The sequence below is a fragment of the Pseudomonas rustica genome, assembly GCF_049959085.1.
Classification (GTDB): Bacteria; Pseudomonadota; Gammaproteobacteria; order Pseudomonadales; family Pseudomonadaceae; genus Aquipseudomonas; species Aquipseudomonas rustica.
Genome location: NZ_CP188200.1, coordinates 2600277 through 2620559, shown reverse-complemented (window position 1 = coordinate 2620559; position 20283 = coordinate 2600277). Strand labels below are relative to the sequence as shown.

Sequence of the window (20283 nt, the reverse complement as noted above, 5' to 3'; positions counted from 1 at the left end):
TCTGCCAACAAATCAAATCTGTCAGTTGAGACCCAACTTCCCACGCAACGTGGACAGGTCTTCCGCCAACGTATTCACCGGCCCGACCAGCGCTTTACGATCGTTATCCTTCACCTTGTCATACGTCTCAAACCCACCATCCTTGGTCTTGTACTTGGCCAGAATCTTGTCAACCGTGGCGAAGTTCTTGTCGACCTTCGCGATGAACGCATTGTCCTGCTTCTCGATCTGCGGACGGAACAAATCGACAATTTTCTTCGCGCCGTCGATGTTGCCCTGGAAGTCATACAGGTCGGTGTGGCTGTAACGATCTTCTTCGCCGGAAATCTTGGTTGCAGCGACTTCTTCCAGCAACGCAGCAGCGCCACCCACGACTTTCTCAGGCGGGAAGGTCAGGCCGGCGACGCGGGTTTGCAGGTCTTTGACGTCGCTGTTGAGCTTGTCTGCCAGCTCGTTCAGGCCCTGGGTGCTTTTCTCCGAGAACAGCGTGTACTCGATGCGGTGAAACCCGGTGAAGTCATCAGCCTTCACGCCTTTCTCGTGGTCGTCGACGCGCGAATCGATGGACGCATCGAGGTCACTGAACAGCTCGGCAATCGGCTCGATCGACTCGTAGTAAACGCGGGTCGGGGCGTAGAGCTTTTGCGCGGTGGCCAGGTCGCCTTTCTTCACCGCATCGGTGAATTGTTGCGTGTGGCTGCCCAGCTCATCGAGTTGCTCGGTGACGTAAATCTTGTAGTCCGACACCGGCCCGACCAGATCCAGCGGCGCTATCGCGGCGAACGCCGACAGCGGGGTGTTGAGCAAACCAAGGGTCAGCAATAACGCGAGTGGCGTCTTCTTCATGGGGCGGCTCCAGTGTTGAATGTTGTTTTTAGGCAGCGGTTTTGGGTTGTGTGGCGTTGAGCAGCGAGCGACCGATGAAATCCTTGTCGCCCGTGACACCCGGCAGGGTGAAGAAGTAACCGCCGCCGACCGGTTTGAGGTATTCCTCAAGCGGTTCGCCGTTGAGGCGGGTCTGCACGGTGATAAAGCCTTTTTCCAGATCAGCCTGGTAACAGATGAACAGCAGGCCCATGTCGAGCTGGCCGTTCTTGTTGACGCCGTTGGAATAGTTGAACGGCCGACGCAGGATCAGGTTGGCCTGGCTCGCAGCGGTGCGCGGGTTGGCCAGGCGAATGTGCGCGTCGAGCTTGGTCAGCTTGCCTTCCGGGTCTTTGTGATAGTCCGGGACTTCAGTTTCGTGTTTGCCACCGATAGGCGCGCCGGAGGTTTTTACCCGCCCGAGGATGCTTTCCTGTTCCTGCAGCGGCGTGCGATCCCAACGCTCGACAAAGTTGCGAATGATCCGCACCGCTTGGTAGCTACCATGCGCAGCCCAGGCCGGCTCATCGCTGCCCGGTTGCACCCAGACGATGTTGTCCATGGCTTTCGCATCGTTGGAATTCGGGTTGGCCGAGCCGTCGCGAAAACCAAGAAAGTTACGCGCCGATTGCGCCGGCACACCGGGTTTCGCCGGGGCTTGCGGCGGCACGCTGCCTTCCTGTTTCCAGCGCACCAGCAGCAAGTCGGGCAGGTTTTTGACGATGTCGCGCAGGGCGTGAATGTTGGTGTCGGTGGTGTTGGAGCAGAACTGCAAACTCAGGTCGCCGTGGCAGCAATCGGCCTCCAGCGCATCGTTGGGGAAACCGACCATGCGTTGCAGGCGCTTGGGCTTGGCGTCGGCCAGACCGAAGCGCTCGTCGAACAGCGATTCGCCGACGGAAACGGTGATGGTCAGGTTGTCCGGCGTCACGTTCGGACCGAGGATGCCGGAGTCCGGTGGCGGCAACTTCGGATCGATTTGCTCAACCGGGCCGCCCTTCATCAGGAAGGCGATGCGCTCGTTGAGGGTGCGAAACAGTCGCTCAAGGTCTTCACGATCACTGGCCAACACGTCGAACGAAACGAGCATGCCCGACGCCGGGCGCGGGGTGACGATGCCGGTCTGGTGGACGCCGTGAAAATCGTGGCGGTCTTCGGTTTTGTCGCTGCTCGGTGCTTCGGTGACTTGCGCCGGCGCGGCGGCCATGGCCGGGCAGCTCAGGGCTGATCCGGCGAGGGCGACACCGGCGGCGCCCATGCCCATCAGGACACGGCGACGTTGCAGGTTGAGAGGTTCCAAATCTTTCATCGCGAATTCGTCTTCTGCTTACAGGCCGGAGAGGCCGAGGGCGGGATCAATGCCATCAAGCGCGTCGGCCAGAGCCTGGGCCTTGTCGGCGATCTGCTTGCGTTGTTCGCCGCTGACGGAGTCGTAGCTGGCGTAGCCGTCCTTGATCTTGTAGCTGTTGAGTTGTGTGTCGAAGTCCGTCAGTGCCTTGTCGATTTTCGGCAGCAGGTCAGCGGCTGACTTGCTCAGCATTGGCCGCAGCAGATCGACGACTTTGTGCGCGGTTTCAGCATTAGCGGCAAAACCGTTGAGATCGCTGTGGCTGTAGCGTTCCTCTTCACCGCTGGCGGCGCGCACGTCGGCCAAGGTGTTGAGGTTGCGCACGACGATGTTCACCAGTTGCTCCGGTGGCAGCGATTGCGCGAGCAGTTGCTGTTTGAGCGTGGTGACGTCGCTGAGCAGACGTTGGCCAATCGGCGCCAGTTCATCGAGTTTGCGCTGTTGGAACAGGCCGAATTCGAGGCGATGGAAGCCGACGAAGGCCGGATCCTGTTCGCGTTTTTCGAAATAATCGGCGCGGGCGTTGATGCTGTTGTCCAGTTCGGCCAGGCGTTGAGCGGCCGGGGCCAGACGCTGATAAGCCGCACGGGCCGGCAGGTACAACGCCTGAGCCTGACTCAAATCACCGCTTTCAATCGCTTGATTGAGCGCGGTCACGGCTTTGATCAGCACGCTGCTCTGGCTGGCCAGGTACACACGAAATTCCGACAGCGGCCCAACGAAAGCCACCATCGACGGCTTGGCTTTCGCGGCCGCATCAGAGGCGGCAGTCGGCGTGACGTGCAAGGTGCCGCGCGGGTTGCTCAGCAGCCCGCAGGTGATCGCGTAATCGCCCGGTTGCAGATTGGCGTTGATCACCTGGCTCAGGCCGGGCGCGATGTTCTCGCGCTCTTCGACAACCAGCACGCCGTCGAGGATTTCCCATTCCACCGCGCGGTCGGAGCGGTTGACGATACGGAAGCTGGCGCGACCGGCCGGCACGGTCAGCGCATTCGGCTCGCAACTGCCCGGATGGATGTTCACCACCACTTCATCGTGATTGTGCTGACGCTTGGCCGCAGCCATTTTCGAGGCGTACCAGAACAGGCCACCGGCGGCGATCATGATGACCACCGAACCGGCCACCGCCCAACGCAAGGCGCGGGGAGGGGAGGCCTGAGGAGTATTAGGCTTTGACATGAATGCCCTTATTGGCTGGAAACGGAAGACGATTGCGCGGCGGGTTTGGGCGCGGGGAGAAAGAACATCACCAGCGCCACTACTAGATAAATCACATAGGCACCGAGGGTGCTGATGGTCGGTGCATCCTGGTAACCGAACATGCCGGCCAGCACCGAGCCCAGCGGGCCATCCATCGGCAGCGTCGCGCTGAAGTCGAACAGCACGGTTTGCAGGTGGTTCCACAGCCCAGCTTCATGCAGCGCCTGCACCGAGTTGGCGAGAATCCCGGCGGCGACCACCAGAATGAACAGGCCGGTCCACTTGAAGAATGCGGAAAGATTGAGGCGCATGCTGCCGCTGTAGATCAGGAAGCCAACGATGATCGCCAGGATCAGGCCGAGCAGGGCACCGATCGGCGCGCCCGGGCCTTCGCTTTGCTGGAACACCGCGAGCAGGAAGAACACCGTTTCCAGACCTTCGCGGGCCACGGCAAAGAAGACCATGGCGATCAGTGCAATGACCTGATGCTTGGAAGAAGTCAGCGCGTGATCAAGCGAAGCTTGCAGCGAATGCTTGATTGAACGCGCGACTTTGCGCATCCAGAACACCATCGAACTGAGAATCCCCACGGCGACCAGCCCGACGATGCCTTCAAACAGTTCCTGCTGCTTTTGCGGGAATTCGGCGCTGACCAGCTCCAGACCGCCACCGACCAGCAGGGCGAGGGCGGCGGCGAGGAAAACGCCGATCCACACGGCAGGCATCCACTGGCCACGGCCGGTTTGCTGGAGGTAACTGGCGATGATGCCAACGATCAGCGCGGCTTCGATGCCTTCGCGCAGCATGATCAGAAAAGGAACGAGCATTAGGTGTCCAACGAATCATTCTGAGGGGTTACAAGTTGTAACATAATGACAACCATTCTCACATGACAATCATTGACACAAACCTGAACAGAAGCTGAACAAAGTAAAGAACAACCATTCTCATGCGGGTGACACCGGAACTTTGTAGGAGCTGCCGAAGGCTGCGATCTTTTGATCTTGGTTTTGAAAATCAAAAGATCGCAGCCTTCGGCAGCTCCTACATAGGGTTTCGTGTGGCCTGAGGTAAGATGCGTGTCATCGAAAAAACAACAGGAATACGCGCGCTCCATGTCGGAAAAAGACACCATCGCCGTTCAACTGGTGCGTGAAGCGCTGCTGCAAAGTTGTGCCCCGGGCGTGGCCACGGACGAAGTCTTGAACAAAGTCGGGATTGATCCGTCGCTGCTGCAAACCGACAACGGTCGGGTGCCAGCCTCGCAATACGCCAAACTCTGGCGTCTGCTGGCCCGGCGCGGTGACGACGAATTCTTCGGCATGGATCCGCGCCGGCTCAAGTCCGGCAGTCTGGAGTTCCTCTGCCGCAGCGCCATGGCGCAACCCACGCTTGCCGCGGGTTTGAGTACGGGTTTGAGTTTTCTCTCGCTGATGCTGGAGCGCATGCCGGCGCAGTTGGTGCATCAGCAGAGCCTCGCCGAAATCGTTCTGCTTGAGGATGACCCCGAACCGCGTCGCGCCTTCACCTATTTCACTTACTGGATGATCGTCCACGGCGTCGCCTGTTGGCTGGCGGGGCGGCGGATTCCGATTCTGGCGATCGAATTGCGTTGCGCTGAGCCGGATTTCACCGATGACTATCGGGTGATGTTTTCCGAGAACCTGCGTTTCGATCGACCGCGCACGCGGATGATCTTCTCGGCGGATTGCCTCGATCTGCCGATCAAGCGGTCTGCCGAAGAGTTGAAACGCTTTCTGGCCCATGCGCCGGCGAACATTCTGGTGAAGTACCGCGACCCGGAGAGTCTTGCGAGTCGGATCAAGCAGGATTTGCGAGAGTTGCCGGCCGAGCAGTGGCCGGAAACCGAGGCCCTGGCGCAGCAATTGTGCATGTCGGCCTCGACCTTGCGCCGAAGACTGGCCGAGGAAGGGCAGACGTATCAGGGGCTCAAGGACAGCGTGCGCAAGGAATTGGCGATTGTCTGGCTGGCGGAGCCTTCGATCAGTTTTGTCGAGATTGCGAGTCGGTTGGGGTTTGCCGATGCGAGTTCGTTTTATAAGGCGTTTCGTAAATGGTCGGGGTCGAATCCGGGGCACTATCGGACGCTAATCATCAATGAGGTTGTCTGACCCGGCCCTATCGCGAGCAGGCTCACTCCTACATTTGAAAGGCACTCCCCTGTAGGAGCTGCCGAAGGCTGCGATCTTTTGATCCTGTTCTAAAAAAATAAACGTCAAAAGATCGCAGCCTTCGGCAGCTCCTACAGGGAGGGCGATGTTGAGCTGTCTTGGCCAAACCAGTCAGCCACTTTGATGGCTTTGACCATTGCCCCAACCCCCGCACAGCGCGACTATCCCTCTGTTGTTTACGGTTCCCAGCCTAATAAAAACACAGAGGGATTCTGGCAATGCGCGATTACTTGTCTGCCACCGCACAGTTCAACTATCAGCACACCGTGGATGCCGCGCTCAGCGGTACGCTGGAGGCGCTCAACGCCTGCGTCGAATGCTGCGACCGCCACGCCTTGCCCGGGCGCATTGCGCTGTTCTGGGAAGGCCGCGACGGCGCCAGTGCGACATACACCTTCAGCGACCTGCAGGACAAAGCTGCGCGTTTCGCCAATTTCCTTCTCGCTCAGGGCGTGCAAAAGGGTGACAAGGTCGCCGGCCTGCTGCCGCGCAACATCGAATTGCTCATCACCGTGCTCGCCACTTGGCGCATCGGCGCGGTCTATCAACCGCTGTTCACCGCGTTCGGCCCGAAAGCCCTCGAACATCGCCTGAACAGCTCCGGGGCCAAAGTCGTGGTCACCGATGCGGTCAACCGTCCGAAACTCGCTGAAGTCGCCGATTGCCCAACCCTGGTCACCGTCGGCGGCGCCAAAGGCCAGGGCATCGTCCGTGGCGATTTCAGTTTTTGGGCCGAACTCGCCAATTATTCCAACCTCTGCGAGCCAGTGCTGCTGACCGGCGAAGACCCGTTTCTGCTGATGTTCACTTCGGGCACCACCGGCCCGTCGAAAGCACTCTCAGTACCGCTCAAAGCCATCGTCGCGTTCCAGAGCTACACCCGCGATGCCGTCGATCTGCGCCCGGAAGATGCGTTCTGGAACGTTGCCGATCCGGGCTGGGCCTACGGCATTTATTTCGGCGTCACCGGCCCATTGTCGATGGGCCACCCGATCACCTTTTACGATGGCCCGTTCACCCTCGAAAGCACCTGCCGGGTGATCAATAAATACAGCATCACCAACCTCACCGGTTCGCCGACGGCCTATCGTCTGCTGATTGCTGGCGGTGACGAATTCGCCAAGTCGATCAAAGGCAAATTGCGCATTGTCAGTAGCGCCGGCGAGCCGCTGAACCCGGAGGTGATCCGCTGGTTCGCCGACAACCTCGGCGTGGTTATTCACGATCACTACGGCCAGACCGAATTGGGCATGGTGTTGTGCAATCACCACGGCCTCGACCACGCGGTACACATAGGCGCTGCCGGTTTCGCCTCGCCGGGCCATCGCATTGTTGTGCTCGATGATCAGTACCACGAACTCGGTGTCGGCCAGCCCGGCATCCTCGCCATCGACCGTCCGCAATCACCGATGTGCTGGTTCGGTGGCTACGAAGGCGCGCCGACCAAGGCCTTCGTCGGCGATTACTACTTGAGCGGCGACACCGTGGAATGGAACCCGGACGGCAGCATCAGTTTCGTCGGTCGCAGCGATGATGTGATCACCACTTCTGGTTATCGCGTCGGCCCGTTCGACGTTGAAAGCGCGTTGATCGAACACCCGGCGGTGGTCGAAGCGGCGGTGGTCGGCAAACCCGATCCGGAGCGCACCGAGCTGGTCAAAGCCTTTGTCGTGCTGAGTGCGCAATACCGTGCCGCGCCAGAGCTGGCCGAGGAACTGCGGCAACACGTGCGTAAACGTCTCGCCGCGCATTCGTACCCGCGTGAAATCGAATTTGTCAGCGAATTGCCCAAGACTCCGAGCGGCAAATTGCAGCGCTTTATCTTGCGCAACCAGGAAATCGCCAAGGCTCAAGAGGTCGCGGCGCATAACGTTTCAGCTTGAATCAGGAAAGACAGTCATGCAGATCGAGAACAAGGTTTTTATCGTCACCGGCGGTGCGTCTGGCCTAGGCGCGGCCACCGCTGAATTGCTGGTGGATGCCGGCGCCAAAGTGATGCTGGTGGACATGAACGCCGAAGCGGTGGCCGCACAGGCTCAGCGACTCGGCGCACAAAGTGTTGTTGCCGACATCTGCAACGAAGCCGCTGCCGAAGCCGCCGTGCAAGCGACCGTCGCCGCATTTGGCAGTCTCAATGGTCTGGTCAACTGCGCTGGCATCGTCCGTGGCGAGAAAATCCTCGGCAAGAACGGCCCGCATGCGTTGAGCAGCTTCGCGCAAGTGATCAACGTCAACCTGATCGGTAGCTTCAACATGCTGCGTCTGGCCGCTGCGGCGATTGCCGAATCCGAGGCAAACGCTGACGGCGAACGCGGCGTGATCATCAACACCGCCTCGGTCGCAGCGTTCGACGGCCAGATCGGTCAGGCAGCTTACGCCGCATCGAAGGGCGCAATCGCCAGTCTGACTCTGCCCGCCGCCCGTGAACTGGCGCGCTTCGGCATCCGCGTGATGACCATCGCCCCGGGCATTTTCGAAACCCCGATGATGGCCGGCATGACCCCGGAAGTCCGCGACTCGCTGGCCGCCGGCGTACCGTTCCCGCCGCGTCTGGGCAAGCCTGCCGAATACGCTGCACTGGTTCGGCATATCATCGAAAACAGCATGCTCAACGGCGAGGTGATCCGTCTCGACGGCGCCTTGCGCATGGCCGCCAAGTAAGGGGGATTTGTCATGACTATTTCCAACGATCCGATTGTTATCGTCAGCGCTGTGCGTACGCCAATGGGCGGTTTTCAGGGCGAACTGAAAAGCCTCACCGCGCCGCAACTCGGTGCGGCGGCGATCAAGGCTGCGGTTGAACGCGCCGGTGTCGCCAGTGATTCGGTTGATGAAGTGCTGTTCGGTTGCGTGTTGCCGGCCGGCCTCGGTCAGGCGCCCGCGCGTCAGGCTGCGCTGGGCGCCGGGCTGGACAAGTCGACCCGTTGCACCACCGTCAACAAGATGTGCGGTTCGGGCATGGAGACCACGATTCTCGCTCACGACATGCTGGTCGCCGGCAGTGTCGATGTGGTGATTGCGGGTGGCATGGAGAGCATGTCCAACTCGCCGTATCTGCTGGATCGCGCTCGCGCCGGCTACCGCATGGGCCATGGTCGTGTGCTCGACTCGATGTTCCTCGACGGCCTCGAAGACGCTTACGACAAAGGTCGTCTGATGGGCACCTTTGCTGAGGATTGCGCCGAGACCAATAACTTCAGTCGCGAGGCGCAGGACGCTTTTGCCATCGCCTCGACCACTCGCGCGCAACAGGCGATTCAGGACGGCAGCTTCAAGGACGAAATCGTCCCTCTGACCGTGACCGTCGGCAAAGAGCAGGTGCTGATCAGCAACGACGAGCAGCCACCGAAAGCCAAACTCGACAAGATCGCCTCGCTGAAACCGGCGTTCCGCGAAGGTGGCACGGTGACGGCGGCGAATTCCAGTTCGATTTCTGATGGCGCGGCGGCGTTGGTGCTGATGCGTCAATCGCAAGCGCAGAAACTGGGGTTGAAACCGCTGGCGGTGATTCATGGTCATGCTGCATTCGCCGACACCCCCGGCTTGTACCCGGTGGCGCCGATTGGGGCGATCAAGAAGTTGATCAAGAAGACCGGTTGGTCGCTGGGTGATGTCGATTTGTTCGAAGTGAACGAAGCGTTTGCCGTGGTTGGCATGGCGGCGATGACGCACCTGGAAATCCCGCATGACAAGTTGAATGTGCATGGCGGTGCGTGTGCGCTGGGCCATCCGATCGGTGCTTCCGGTGCGCGGATTCTGGTGACGTTGCTCTCGGCCCTGCGCCAGCGAAACCTCAAGCGCGGTATCGCTGCGATCTGCATCGGCGGCGGCGAAGCCACGGCCATGGCCGTGGAATGCCTCTACTAAACACACCACCCCTGTAGGAGCTGCCGCAGGCTGCGATCTTTTGACTTTGATTTTTGGAAAACAAAAGCAAGATCAAAAGATCGCAGCCTGCGGCAGCTCCTACAAGGGATTGTGGAAACCCGGATTTAAGGATTCACCATGATTCCCAACGAAGACCAGACCCAGATCCGCGACATGGCCCGGCAGTTCGCCGAGGAACGCCTCAAGCCGTTCGCCGCCGAGTGGGATCGCGAACACCGTTTCCCCAAGGAAGCCATCGGCGAAATGGCCGAGCTTGGCTTCTTCGGCATGCTCGTGCCGGAGCAGTGGGGCGGTTGCGACACCGGCTACCTGGCCTACGCCATGGCCCTGGAAGAAATCGCTGCCGGTGACGGTGCCTGCTCGACGATCATGAGTGTGCACAACTCCGTCGGCTGCGTGCCGATCCTCAAGTTCGGCAACGACGATCAGCGCGAGCGTTTTCTCAAGCCGCTGGCCAGCGGCGCCATGCTCGGTGCATTCGCGTTGACCGAACCGCAAGCCGGTTCCGACGCCAGCAGCCTGAAAACCCGCGCGCGTCTGGACGGCGATCACTACGTGCTGAACGGCTGTAAACAGTTCATCACTTCGGGGCAAAACGCCGGGATCGTCATAGTCTTTGCGGTGACCGATCCGAGCGCTGGCAAGCGCGGCATCAGCGCGTTTATCGTGCCGACCGATTCGCCGGGTTACAAAGTCGCGCGGGTCGAAGACAAGCTCGGCCAGCACGCCTCCGACACCTGCCAGATTCTTTTCGAAGACGTGAAAGTGCCGGTGGCCAACCGTTTGGGCGAGGAGGGCGAGGGCTACAAAATCGCCTTGGCCAATCTTGAGGGCGGTCGCGTTGGCATCGCTTCGCAATCGGTGGGCATGGCCCGTGCCGCATTTGAAGCCGCGCGTGATTACGCCCGCGAGCGTGACACCTTCGGCAAGCCGATCATCGGACATCAAGCCGTCGCGTTCCGCCTCGCCGACATGGCCACGCAAATTGCCGTCGCCCGGCAGATGGTGCATTACGCGGCGGCCCTGCGTGACAGCGGCCAGCCGGCACTGGTCGAGGCGTCGATGGCCAAACTGTTCGCCTCGGAAATGGCCGAGAAGGTCTGCTCGATGGCATTGCAAACCCTCGGCGGTTACGGTTATCTCAACGACTTCCCGCTGGAACGTATCTACCGCGACGTGCGCGTCTGCCAGATCTACGAAGGCACCAGCGACATTCAGCGCATGGTCATCTCGCGTAACCTATAAACCCCACCCCGTGTGTAGGAGCTGACGAGTGCAACGAGGCTGCGATCTTTTGATCTTGAAAACCAAAGTCAAAAGATCGCAGCCTGCGGCAGCTCCTACACAGGGAATGAATTGAGGAGTTATGTATGAGCTACGAAACGATTCTGCTGGAAAACCACGGCCGCGTTGGCCTGATTACCCTCAACCGTCCGCAGGCGCTGAACGCCCTGAACGCGCAACTGGTCAGCGAAGTGAACCAGGCGCTGGATACGCTGGAAGCGGACGCGAACATCGGTTGCATCGTTATCACCGGTTCGAAAAAGGCTTTCGCCGCCGGTGCCGACATCAAGGAAATGGCTGAGCTGACCTACCCGCAGATCTATATGGACGACCTGTTCAGCGACAGCGATCGCGTGGCCAACCGCCGCAAGCCGATCATCGCTGCGGTGAACGGTTTTGCCCTCGGCGGTGGCTGTGAACTGGCGCTGATGTGCGACTTCATTCTGGCAGGCGACAACGCCAAGTTCGGTCAACCGGAAATCAACCTCGGCGTGCTGCCGGGCATGGGCGGCACCCAGCGTTTGACCCGCGCAGTCGGCAAGGCCAAGGCCATGGAGATGTGCTTGAGCGGGCGCTTGATTGATGCGGTGGAAGCGGAGCGTTGCGGGATTGTCGCGCGGATTGTGCCGAGTGATGAGCTGCTGGATGAAGCGCTGAAAGTCGCTGCGGTGATTGCCAGCAAGTCGTTGCCGATTGCGATGATGATCAAGGAGAGTGTCAACCGTGCGTTTGAAGTGAACCTGACGGAAGGCGTGCGTTTTGAGCGTCGGGTGTTCCATGCGGCGTTTGCGACGCAGGATCAGAAAGAAGGGATGGCGGCGTTTGTGGCCAAGCGTGCGCCGGAGTTCCAGGGCAAGTAACGCTGTATTTGAGTGCAGGATCAAAAGATCGCAGCCTTCGGCAGCTCCTACAGGAAACGCGTTCCAATGTAGGAGCTGCCGAAGGCTGCGATCTTTTGCCGTTAAAGCTGATAGTTCTTCAAATCCCGCGCAATCACCATCCGCTGAATCTCGCTCGACCCTTCATAAATCTGGGTAATCCGCGCATCACGGTAGTACTTCTCGACCGGATAATCTTCCAGATACCCATACCCGCCATGAATCTGAATCGCCGACGAACAGACCTTCTCGGCCATTTCCGAAGCAAACAACTTGGCCTGCGAAGCCTCTGATAAACACGGTTTCCCAGCCGAACGCAATCTCGCCGCGTGCAAGATCAGCAGCCGTGCCGCGTTGATCTGCATGTGCATGTCCGCAAGCATATTGGCGATGCTCTGGTGTTCGATGATCGGCTTGTCGAACTGCACGCGATCCTTCGAATAGGCCAACGCCGCTTCAAACGCCGCACGCGCAATGCCCAATGCCTGAGCCGCGATGCCGATACGTCCACCCTCAAGGTTGGACAGGGCAATCGCCAGACCTTTGCCACGCTCACCGAGCAGATTGGCCTCGGGAATGCTGCAATTATTCAGCGTCACCGCGCAGGTGTCCGACGCACGAATGCCCATCTTGTGTTCAGTGCGATCCACGATAAAACCAGCGGTATCGGTCGGCACCAGAAACGCCGAGATGCCTTTCTTGCCCAGCTCCGGATCCGTCACCGCAAACACAATCGCCAGTTTCGCCCGCTTGCCGTTGCTGACAAATTGCTTGGAACCGTTGATCACCCATTGGCCGTCGCGCAGTTCGGCGCGGGTGCGCAGGTTGTGCGCTTCGGAGCCGGCCTGCGGTTCGGTCAGGCAGAAGCAGCCGATGGTTTTGCCACTGGCCAGATCCGCCAGCCAGGTTTGCTTTTGTGCTTCGCTGCCGTAATTGAGCACCGGGCCGCAGCCGACCGAGTTGTGGATGCTCATGAATGCGCCGGTCGCGCCGTCACCGGCAGAAATCTCTTCCACCGCCAAGGCATAAGCGACGTAGTCGACGTAGGTGCCGCCCCATTCTTCGGGAACCACCATGCCGAGCAAACCGAGCTCGCCCATCTTCGCCACGAGCGCATCGTCGATCCAGCCGGCCTTTTCCCACGCTTGTGCGTGCGGCGCGATTTCGCCACGGGCAAAATCGCGGGCCATGTCGCGGATCATCACTTGTTCTTCAGTCAGTTCGAGATCGTGCATGGCTCAGCTCCCGCTCTCATCAAAACCGTGAAAGAAACTCGCGACGTGCGCAGCGTTCAGCGCGGCGAGGGTCGGCGGGTTCCAGCGTGGTGACTTGTCTTTGTCGATCAGCAGGGCGCGTACGCCTTCAATCAGGTCGCCGCGAGCGAACCATTGGCGATCGAGATGCAGCTCCAGGGCGAAGCAATTTTCCAGGCTGAGGTGGCGACCACGACGGAGCATTTCCAGGGTGACGGCCATGGCCAGCGGCGAGCGGGTTTCCAGCAGATCAGCCGTGGTGGTTGCCCATTCATGGCTGTCGGCTACGGTCACCGCGCGCAATTGCTCGACCATGCTCGGCACGTCGGGCAGGGCAAAGAAGTGATCGATCGCTGGGCGAAGTTTTTCGAGCGGTGCGTCGGGCAGGGTTTGCACGCCGTGTTTGGCCAGCAGGTTTTGCAGCGATTTGAGCGGCGTGTCCTGCCATTCCATCGCGTCGAGTTTTTCGTCGAGGAGTGCGAGTTTGCTGCTGTCCAGATACCAGTCAGCCAAGCCGCAATACAGCGCATCGGCGGCGCGAATCTGCACGCCGCTGACGCCCAGATAAATCCCCAGTTCACCGGGAATCCGAGACAGGAAATAGCTGCCGCCGACGTCCGGGAAATAACCGATCGCCACTTCCGGCATCGCCAGACGGCTCTTCTCGGTGACCACGCGCAGATCCGCGCCTTGCACCAGGCCCATGCCGCCGCCGAGGACAAAACCGTCCATCAAGGCCAGCACCGGTTTGCGGTAGTGATGAATCGTCAGGTCGAGGGCGTATTCCTCGACGAAGAAATCTTCGTGCAGCGTGTCGCCGCTTTTGAAACTGTCGTACAGGGAACGAATGTCGCCGCCGGCGCAGAAGGCTTTTTCGCCGGCACCGCGTAACACAACGGCGTGGACGTCGGCATCGGTCGCCCAAGCGTCGAGCTGCTGTTGCAGCAGGCGCACCATGTCGAGGGTGATGGCGTTGAGGCCGGCGGGGCGGTTAAGGGTCAGGTGCCCGATGTGGTTGCGAACTTCGGCCAGCACTTCGTTTTGCGTGGCATCCATGGACTGAGTCCGCGGGGATGAAGCCTGAGCTGTCATCAGTAACTCCCTGCTTTTATTGTCTTTATTCGAGAAGCTCGCGCGCGAGCGTTACCGGATCGTAACAGTGCAAATTTGCCATGTACAACGGGGATATGTGCAGGGGCTGTCTGCGTTTTTGCCTTAACGCGATTACTTCTGTAGGAGCTGCCGAAGGCTGCGATCTTTTGATCTTGAAAAACAAAGTCAAAAGATCGCAGCCTTCGGCAGCTCCTACAAGGGTCAGGTGAAGGTTGCGGTGATGCTGCGGCGCTTGGCGTGCAGTTCGCTGGCGTGGATCAGTTGTTCGAGGTCTTCGGGGGTGATGTCGATGAAGGCTTCCATGTCGGCCAGCGCCAGCTTCAAGTCTTCGGCGGTGATCGCCTGGTTGTCCACCGGGGCCACCGATGGCGCCGGTTCCGCCGGGCGTTTCGGATAACGAATCCGCGTCAGATTGTTGTAGGCCAACGCGCTCAGCAGCATGCACGCCGCGCCGAGCATCACCGGTTCCATGGCTTTCCAGTCCATGGCGATCGTTGCGGGATCGGCCAGCACCAACGTCAACGCCAACGCACCCGCCGGTGGATGCAGGCAACGCAGCCAACACATCAGAATCAGCGCCATGCCCGCCGCCAGGCACGCACTGCCGAGAGTTCGCCCGAGTACATGAGCCACCAGCAAAGCGACGACGCCGGCACACAAGTAACCGCCGAGAATCGACCACGGCTGCGCGAGGGCACCGGACGAAACAGCAAACAGCAACACCGCCGAAGCACCCAGCGGCCCGATCAAGTGGTACGCGACGTCATGGCCAAATACCTGCGCGCACAACCACACACTGAACAGCGTGCCGAGCGCCATGCCGATCGCGGCGCGGCTCCATTCGGTGGGGCGGGTATTGATGGCGGCGGGCAACCAGCGAGCGAGCATGTAAAACCGATCCTTCTACAAATTCCGGACAAAAAAAAGGACTCGTCCGGCAATCCGGAAAGCCCTCGAAGTGTTCCAACATTGGGGGAGGAACGCGCACAGTGTGCCGATCTATTTCGATGCTGACAAATTCATATAAATGCAGTTTCAGTGCATTACTTTTGAACTGAAGCGACACGACGTCCGCTGATTACACACAAATAACCACCCACCGCCGCCAATGCGCTCAACGCGTAGAACATGCTCGGCGCTGGCGTGTGCATCAACAGAAATCCGCACATCACTGGACTCGCCGCGCCACCGAGTGCCGCCAGATTCTGCGCGCCGTAGTAGCTGCCGCGCAGTTCTTCCGGGGCGAGGGTATCGACGAAGAGGAAATCTGCCGGGTAGATAATCATCTCGCCCAAAGTGAAGATAAACATCGCCATGCACCAGCCCACCAGGCTGTCGGCGAGGCTGAAACCGATCAACCCGACGATGAACAACGCCGTGCCGCCGGCTATCCAGTGACGCAGGTGTTCGCGCTTGAGGAATCGGCCGATCTGGTACTGCAGCAAAATCACCGTGATCGCATTGCAGGCGAGCAGGGCGGCCATCGTATCGAGCGTCTGCTGTTGGGTGTGCGTGACCAACAGGTATTGCGACAGGTACAGGGTGAAGCGCCCGTGCACCAATGTGCTGAGCAGGCAGCCAAGGGTGAAGAGGATCATCGTCCGGTCGTTTTTCAGGATCATCAGGGTATTAAGAAAACTTTGCGGCGGGCTGCTCGAAGTCTCCGTGCTTGCCTCCTTCCTGGCGCCCAGCAGCAGAAAAATACTGCCTATGGCAATCGCCCCCGCCACGATGAACGGCGCCGACGGCTGAACGCCGGCAATCACCACGCCAATCATCGGGCCAACCGCGTAGCCGATATTGGTCAGCGTGTAGTTCAGCGAAAACGCCTTGACCCGTTGGCCCACCGGCAGGTTTTCACTGAGAATCGCCTTCGAGCAAATCAGGAAAAGTGCTGACGCGGTTTCGCTGATGATCAGCACCAAAGTGACCAGATACAGGTTTTGCGCGAAGGTCAAAAGCATCAGACCGATGCCGCTGGAGAGCATGGTCAGGATCAGCAGCTGACGCTTGTCGAGGCGGTCGATGATGTAGCCGCCGTAGAGCGATAAAAGTGTGGCGCTGAATACGGCGATGCCCAGCAGCAGTCCGACGTCCTGGGGGTTGAGGCCGAGTTTGTTGCTGAGGAAGAGTGTGAGTAACGGACTGATAAGGGCGCGGCTGATGACGACGGTCAGGGAGGCGACCATTAGCCGGCGGATGAGGGGGGAGTAGATGGCCACGGGGAGGTCAACGTCCTTTTTGGGGGCTTGGCGGGTAGTTATCGTGTCCGGGACCCACGATTCAAGGTGGGCTGCGAGCTCGGGCGACTGCAGGAACAAGGGACAAGCTGAATCTCCACCTCGGCGCTTTCTAAAATCGTCAGAAAAAAGCATATGACCGTTTGTCGGGACTGTCAGATCTTACAGGTGTTGAGAGCAAAGAGAGCAGATTAGGGTAATGGCAAGCAATCGAACACGAGTACCCCTCTCTCTTTAGAGTGTGCCCGATATGACGGACGAAACTGATCAATCAATCATTGGCGATAGCAGTGGCGAGAATCCAGGTACGGAATCGTCGCAGGTTCAAGCGGATTACCCCAAACCTGTTCCGGATAGCGACCGGTTCGCGGGCCCGTTTCCTGGCAAAACGACGTTTACCGGATCTGTACCGAACCTGAGTCAGATACCCGCCGGCGACCGTATAGTGGAAATCTGGGAATCGAAGACAAAACTTGTTGCATCTGTTCCCCTTTCAAGCGATGGAAGGTGGACGGCCACACTGGATACCGTCGACGGTAAACCTTTCTATGCTGCCAAGCTGGTTAAAGGGTCTGCCTACTTTGATTTTAGTAGTTTGATGTATACGGCTCCACTGAAGGTACTGACTATTAACCAGCCTGCAAAAGACTGGGTTGGTGCTTTCCCCACTATTTCAGGAACTAATGCTTACCCTCTGGCGCCAGTGAAGCTCTATCGAAATGGGGATGGAAATACGGTTTATGGGAGCACCAATGCTTCAGTATTTGGGACTTGGTCGATACGCGTCACGGGTGTTTCGCCGGCAAGCGTAATGGATTTTACCTGCCGGCAATCCTGGGGTGATGTGCATTCGCAATGGGCCCCAGCCGTCAAGTTCAAACTGTTAGCACCACCAACCGTGGAGATTCCAGCTGGAAGTATCGGCTTGCTTGCATCCATTTCCGGCACTGCAACCGGTGCCTCGAGCGGAACTAAAGTAAATGTTTACCGTGATCTCAGTAACGAAAAATTATGTATTGGGTTACCGCATCTGATACAGCGATGGCAAGGGTATTTCACCAGCGCCATGAAACCCGGCGTAGTGAATGTCAGGGCACAACAAGACGACCGTGGAGTTTTATCAGAGCCAAGTCCCCTTTACACTCTTCGGGTACATCCAGACGCACCTATTATTAGCGAAATCCGTTGGTCGAATCTGGCCATGATATTCAAGGGCAACGGATACAGCGGCGCTACAGTCGAGATATATCCTGAGAGCGGAGAGCCGATTTCCACGACTGTTGTCAATACACAGGGTGTTTTCGAGCGTAATATTGTCGTGCTGCCTGGCACTTATAAGGGCTGGAAAATCAGGCAAAAGATCCAAGATGGCGCAGGTTGGATTTTTTCTCCCTATTCTTCAAGTGAAATCAAATTTGACGTGCCAACCCCAGACCCGACCGTCAACACACCGACCTTGATCGGGCAAATTCCCACCGTTACCGGACGGGGCAGTGTCTGGCACGGGCAGGAGGCTGCAACTATCGAGGTCCAGCTCATCGGCACAACGACGGTTACTTTGTCGCCGGCAGCCGTTACAGCCACCGGCGACTGGACGGCGACAACCGCTACAGCGGTTGCACCGGGCAGCTATACCGTGTCGGTACGGCAGTTGATGAATGGCGTTTACTCACTACCGGTTACCGCCCCAGCGCCCTTGATTATCAAACCACTGGCACCCGCAGACATTCTCGTGGTTCCCGATGGTCTGTCCGCAACGGTTACCGGTAGTTGCTGGCCACGCGCTTCACTCATACTCCTTTTCAAAGTCGGAGGCGAAGAGATTCCGATTCCGGCAATAGGCGCTCCAGACGGCAAATGGACGTTATTGCCAATGACATTTGTGCCAGGTGACTACACCTTTACGGTCACACAGACTGTTTCTGAACAAACATCTCCTCCTGCCGGCCCGATTGCATTCAACATTGCTACACCTAAACCCGTGATCACATTCCCGGGCAATCAACAGGAAACAGGCTTCCGACCCGAAATCAAAGGGACAAACGGATACGATGGCGCCACCGTCGCAGTGTTCGACAACAAGGTGGAAGGCCCGGCGCTGGGCCAAACTATCGTGCCTGCATCGGGTGCATGGACGGTAAATCTGAGCAAAGACCTGACCGTGGGCGAACACGATATTTTTGCCCTGCAGACCTTTGAAAAGCAGGCGTCCCAGCCCAGTGCCTTTGTACTGTTTAACGTGATGGTGCCAGTCCCATCGATCGTTGTTCCCGTCAATAACCGTTATTACGCACGACGCAGCGAGTTTTCAGGTACAGCCCTGCCCGGTGCCAAGGTCACGTTATATCTCGTCGAGAATCCAGGCCTGCCCAATGAGACGGAGATCGAGTATCTACCGCCCGGCGGCGTTGTTGTAGACGTCAATGGCAACTGGAAGGCTAACGTGTTTTTTGAGCAGGTAGGCTCGAAAAACCTGCGGATCAAGCAGGCATATGCCGGCGGAACACGATCCAGTGTTACACGCACGTTTCTCACGGTTCCCAACGCACCAATGATCGAAAGCCCAAACGCGGGGGAATCAGTCAATCCTGCGGCGGTGGTGCTCTCCGGTCACGGCTTTCCCGGTGACAACGTTAAAGTTCGCCGCAAAGGCTATACCGAAGTCATTGGCAATTATGTTGTGAATGCCGTCGGCCAGTGGTCAGGCACGTTGACCAGTACGCTCAATGGGGCCAGTCCCTACAGCCTTGAAACATGGAGCACCAGAGATGGTCTCGGCGGTGATATCAGTGACGCAGCCGTCGTCAATCTGCAGGATCTCGATACCCCTTTCATCGAACACCCATCACCCGGTGACGTGCTCGTCTCACGACTGGTATTCAGCGGCCAAGGGCTGCCCGGTGCGAAGATTCAGGTGGCGGATCTATTCAACCCGGAAATTCCACTCGCTCCGGTGACAACAGTTGATGAGTTTGGTGAATGGTCAGTAAAAGGCAATACCACTTTTGTCGCCGGTCCCCACTGGGTGATCGTGCAACAGACGTTGGGCGAGAAGAAATCGCCTTGGGTGCGCAGTGGACGATTCATTATTGAGGCTCCGCCCACAGGGTTTATGGCGCCTACGCTCGATAGGCCTTTGCCGGGTGCTCAGGTTGGGCTTGAGCCTATGCTGGCCGGGCGCGGTGTGGCTGGCGCGGAACTCTTTTTACTCCACAATGGCAAGACAGAATCACTGACGCATGTCAATGCGCAGGGATGCTGGTCTGCACGTCTTCCTGAGCTTGCGGTGGGTAAGTTCACGTTTGCGATCATTCAGGCTCGCCTCAATTTCTGGTCTGCACCATTGACGCCAGATGTCACCGTGGATGTCATTCAAGTCAAGGATAACTTCGCCGCACCCACGGTTGAATTCCCGACGCCTGGTTCTACCGTTGACGCTCGTTTCTGGCTCAGTGGCAAAGGCATGCCAGGGGCAATAATCAACGTGCACAAATCACTACACGGTGCGACGGTATACGCCAGCGTCTTGGTTGATGCTTTCGGAAACTGGCGTGCATGCGTAAATCAGGCGATACCTGTCGGAATATTCAGCCTGACGGTCCGGCAACTTCTAGACGGAAAAAGTTCTGCGTTTTGCGATGACGTCGTGGTCACTGTCAACGACGCACTTCCAGTTCCGTTTTTCGACAACACCCCCGTCGGTTCGCAGATTGCACCCGTAACCCGAATCTATGGGACCGGGTTCCCAGGTGCAAAAGTCGTCCTGCACAAATCCGGTGATGCTTCTACCGTTTGGGGCGAGGGTGAAGTTAATGCCAAGGGCTACTGGGCGATCTGGACAAAATCCTTGCCACTGGGGCCTTTCACGATGACAGCGAAACAGGTGAAAGGAACGCTTAACAGTGGATGGATGCCCCAGCGTGCGTTTACCGTAGTGAACGCGGGGTAAGGGGTTCACGGGAAAAGCCGAAGGCTGCGAAACAACGGCCGCCTTCGGCATCGCCTACGCGGATCAAAACGCAG

At 58.6% G+C, this 20283-nt stretch carries 15 protein-coding genes; 7 read left to right on the top strand and 8 right to left on the bottom strand.

Annotated elements, in window-relative coordinates:
- Positions 1-21: 21 nt before the first annotated feature.
- The 4 genes from efeO (ACP3TY_RS11940) to efeU are packed head-to-tail and all read right to left on the bottom strand — an operon-like array spanning position 22 to position 4239.
- Positions 22-846, bottom strand: coding sequence for an iron uptake system protein EfeO (gene efeO, locus ACP3TY_RS11940; RefSeq protein WP_426620065.1), 825 nt, complete (start codon positions 844-846; stop codon positions 22-24).
- A gap of 28 nt (positions 847-874) precedes the next feature.
- A complete protein-coding gene (gene efeB, locus ACP3TY_RS11935; protein WP_282358849.1) occupies positions 875-2173 on the bottom strand; it encodes an iron uptake transporter deferrochelatase/peroxidase subunit in 1299 nt (432 codons plus the stop codon).
- 18 nt (positions 2174-2191) lie between these two features.
- On the bottom strand, positions 2192-3391 hold the full coding sequence (gene efeO, locus ACP3TY_RS11930; RefSeq protein ID WP_159812224.1) for an iron uptake system protein EfeO: 1200 nt from the start codon (positions 3389-3391) through the stop codon (positions 2192-2194).
- 8 nt (positions 3392-3399) lie between these two features.
- Complete coding sequence (gene efeU / locus ACP3TY_RS11925) at positions 3400-4239, bottom strand: iron uptake transporter permease EfeU (RefSeq protein ID WP_426620064.1); 840 nt, start codon at positions 4237-4239, stop codon at positions 3400-3402.
- A 288-nt stretch (positions 4240-4527) separates the two neighbouring features.
- Here efeU and ACP3TY_RS11920 point away from each other — a divergent pair, with 288 nt between their 5' ends.
- The 6 genes from ACP3TY_RS11920 (at position 4528) to ACP3TY_RS11895 (ending at position 11636) form a co-directional block, all read left to right on the top strand.
- Positions 4528-5544: an AraC family transcriptional regulator gene (locus tag ACP3TY_RS11920; protein WP_426620468.1), complete on the top strand. Its 1017-nt coding sequence runs from the start codon at positions 4528-4530 to the stop codon at positions 5542-5544.
- Between the two features lie 278 nt (positions 5545-5822).
- A complete protein-coding gene (locus ACP3TY_RS11915; protein ID WP_426620063.1) occupies positions 5823-7487 on the top strand; it encodes an AMP-binding protein in 1665 nt (554 codons plus the stop codon).
- A gap of 16 nt (positions 7488-7503) precedes the next feature.
- Entirely contained in the window at positions 7504-8265 is a 762-nt protein-coding gene (locus ACP3TY_RS11910; protein WP_426620062.1) for an SDR family NAD(P)-dependent oxidoreductase, read from the top strand.
- A 12-nt stretch (positions 8266-8277) separates the two neighbouring features.
- The gene (locus ACP3TY_RS11905; protein ID WP_426620061.1) at positions 8278-9471 is read left to right on the top strand and encodes an acetyl-CoA C-acyltransferase; all 1194 of its coding nucleotides are present in this window, start codon (positions 8278-8280) and stop codon (positions 9469-9471) included.
- Between the two features lie 138 nt (positions 9472-9609).
- Positions 9610-10737: an acyl-CoA dehydrogenase gene (locus ACP3TY_RS11900; protein ID WP_426620060.1), complete on the top strand. Its 1128-nt coding sequence runs from the start codon at positions 9610-9612 to the stop codon at positions 10735-10737.
- A 125-nt stretch (positions 10738-10862) separates the two neighbouring features.
- Positions 10863-11636, top strand: coding sequence for an enoyl-CoA hydratase (locus ACP3TY_RS11895; protein ID WP_426620059.1), 774 nt, complete (start codon positions 10863-10865; stop codon positions 11634-11636).
- 101 nt (positions 11637-11737) lie between these two features.
- Here the strand turns inward: ACP3TY_RS11895 and ACP3TY_RS11890 are convergent, their stop codons facing one another.
- The 4 genes from ACP3TY_RS11890 to ACP3TY_RS11875 all read right to left on the bottom strand — a co-directional run bounded on the left by ACP3TY_RS11890 (position 11738) and on the right by ACP3TY_RS11875 (position 16242).
- Positions 11738-12889: an acyl-CoA dehydrogenase family protein gene (locus tag ACP3TY_RS11890; RefSeq protein WP_282357726.1), complete on the bottom strand. Its 1152-nt coding sequence runs from the start codon at positions 12887-12889 to the stop codon at positions 11738-11740.
- A gap of 3 nt (positions 12890-12892) precedes the next feature.
- Positions 12893-13999: an enoyl-CoA hydratase/isomerase family protein gene (locus tag ACP3TY_RS11885; protein WP_426620058.1), complete on the bottom strand. Its 1107-nt coding sequence runs from the start codon at positions 13997-13999 to the stop codon at positions 12893-12895.
- A gap of 222 nt (positions 14000-14221) precedes the next feature.
- Positions 14222-14908 carry an HPP family protein gene (locus ACP3TY_RS11880; RefSeq protein WP_426620057.1) on the bottom strand — a complete coding sequence of 229 codons (687 nt, stop codon included), beginning with the start codon at positions 14906-14908 and terminating at the stop codon, positions 14222-14224.
- 155 nt (positions 14909-15063) lie between these two features.
- The gene (locus ACP3TY_RS11875) at positions 15064-16242 is read right to left on the bottom strand and encodes an MFS transporter (protein WP_426620056.1); all 1179 of its coding nucleotides are present in this window, start codon (positions 16240-16242) and stop codon (positions 15064-15066) included.
- 268 nt (positions 16243-16510) lie between these two features.
- Here ACP3TY_RS11875 and ACP3TY_RS11870 point away from each other — a divergent pair, with 268 nt between their 5' ends.
- On the top strand, positions 16511-20209 hold the full coding sequence (locus tag ACP3TY_RS11870) for a hypothetical protein (RefSeq protein WP_426620055.1): 3699 nt from the start codon (positions 16511-16513) through the stop codon (positions 20207-20209).
- Positions 20210-20283 lie beyond the last annotated feature (74 nt).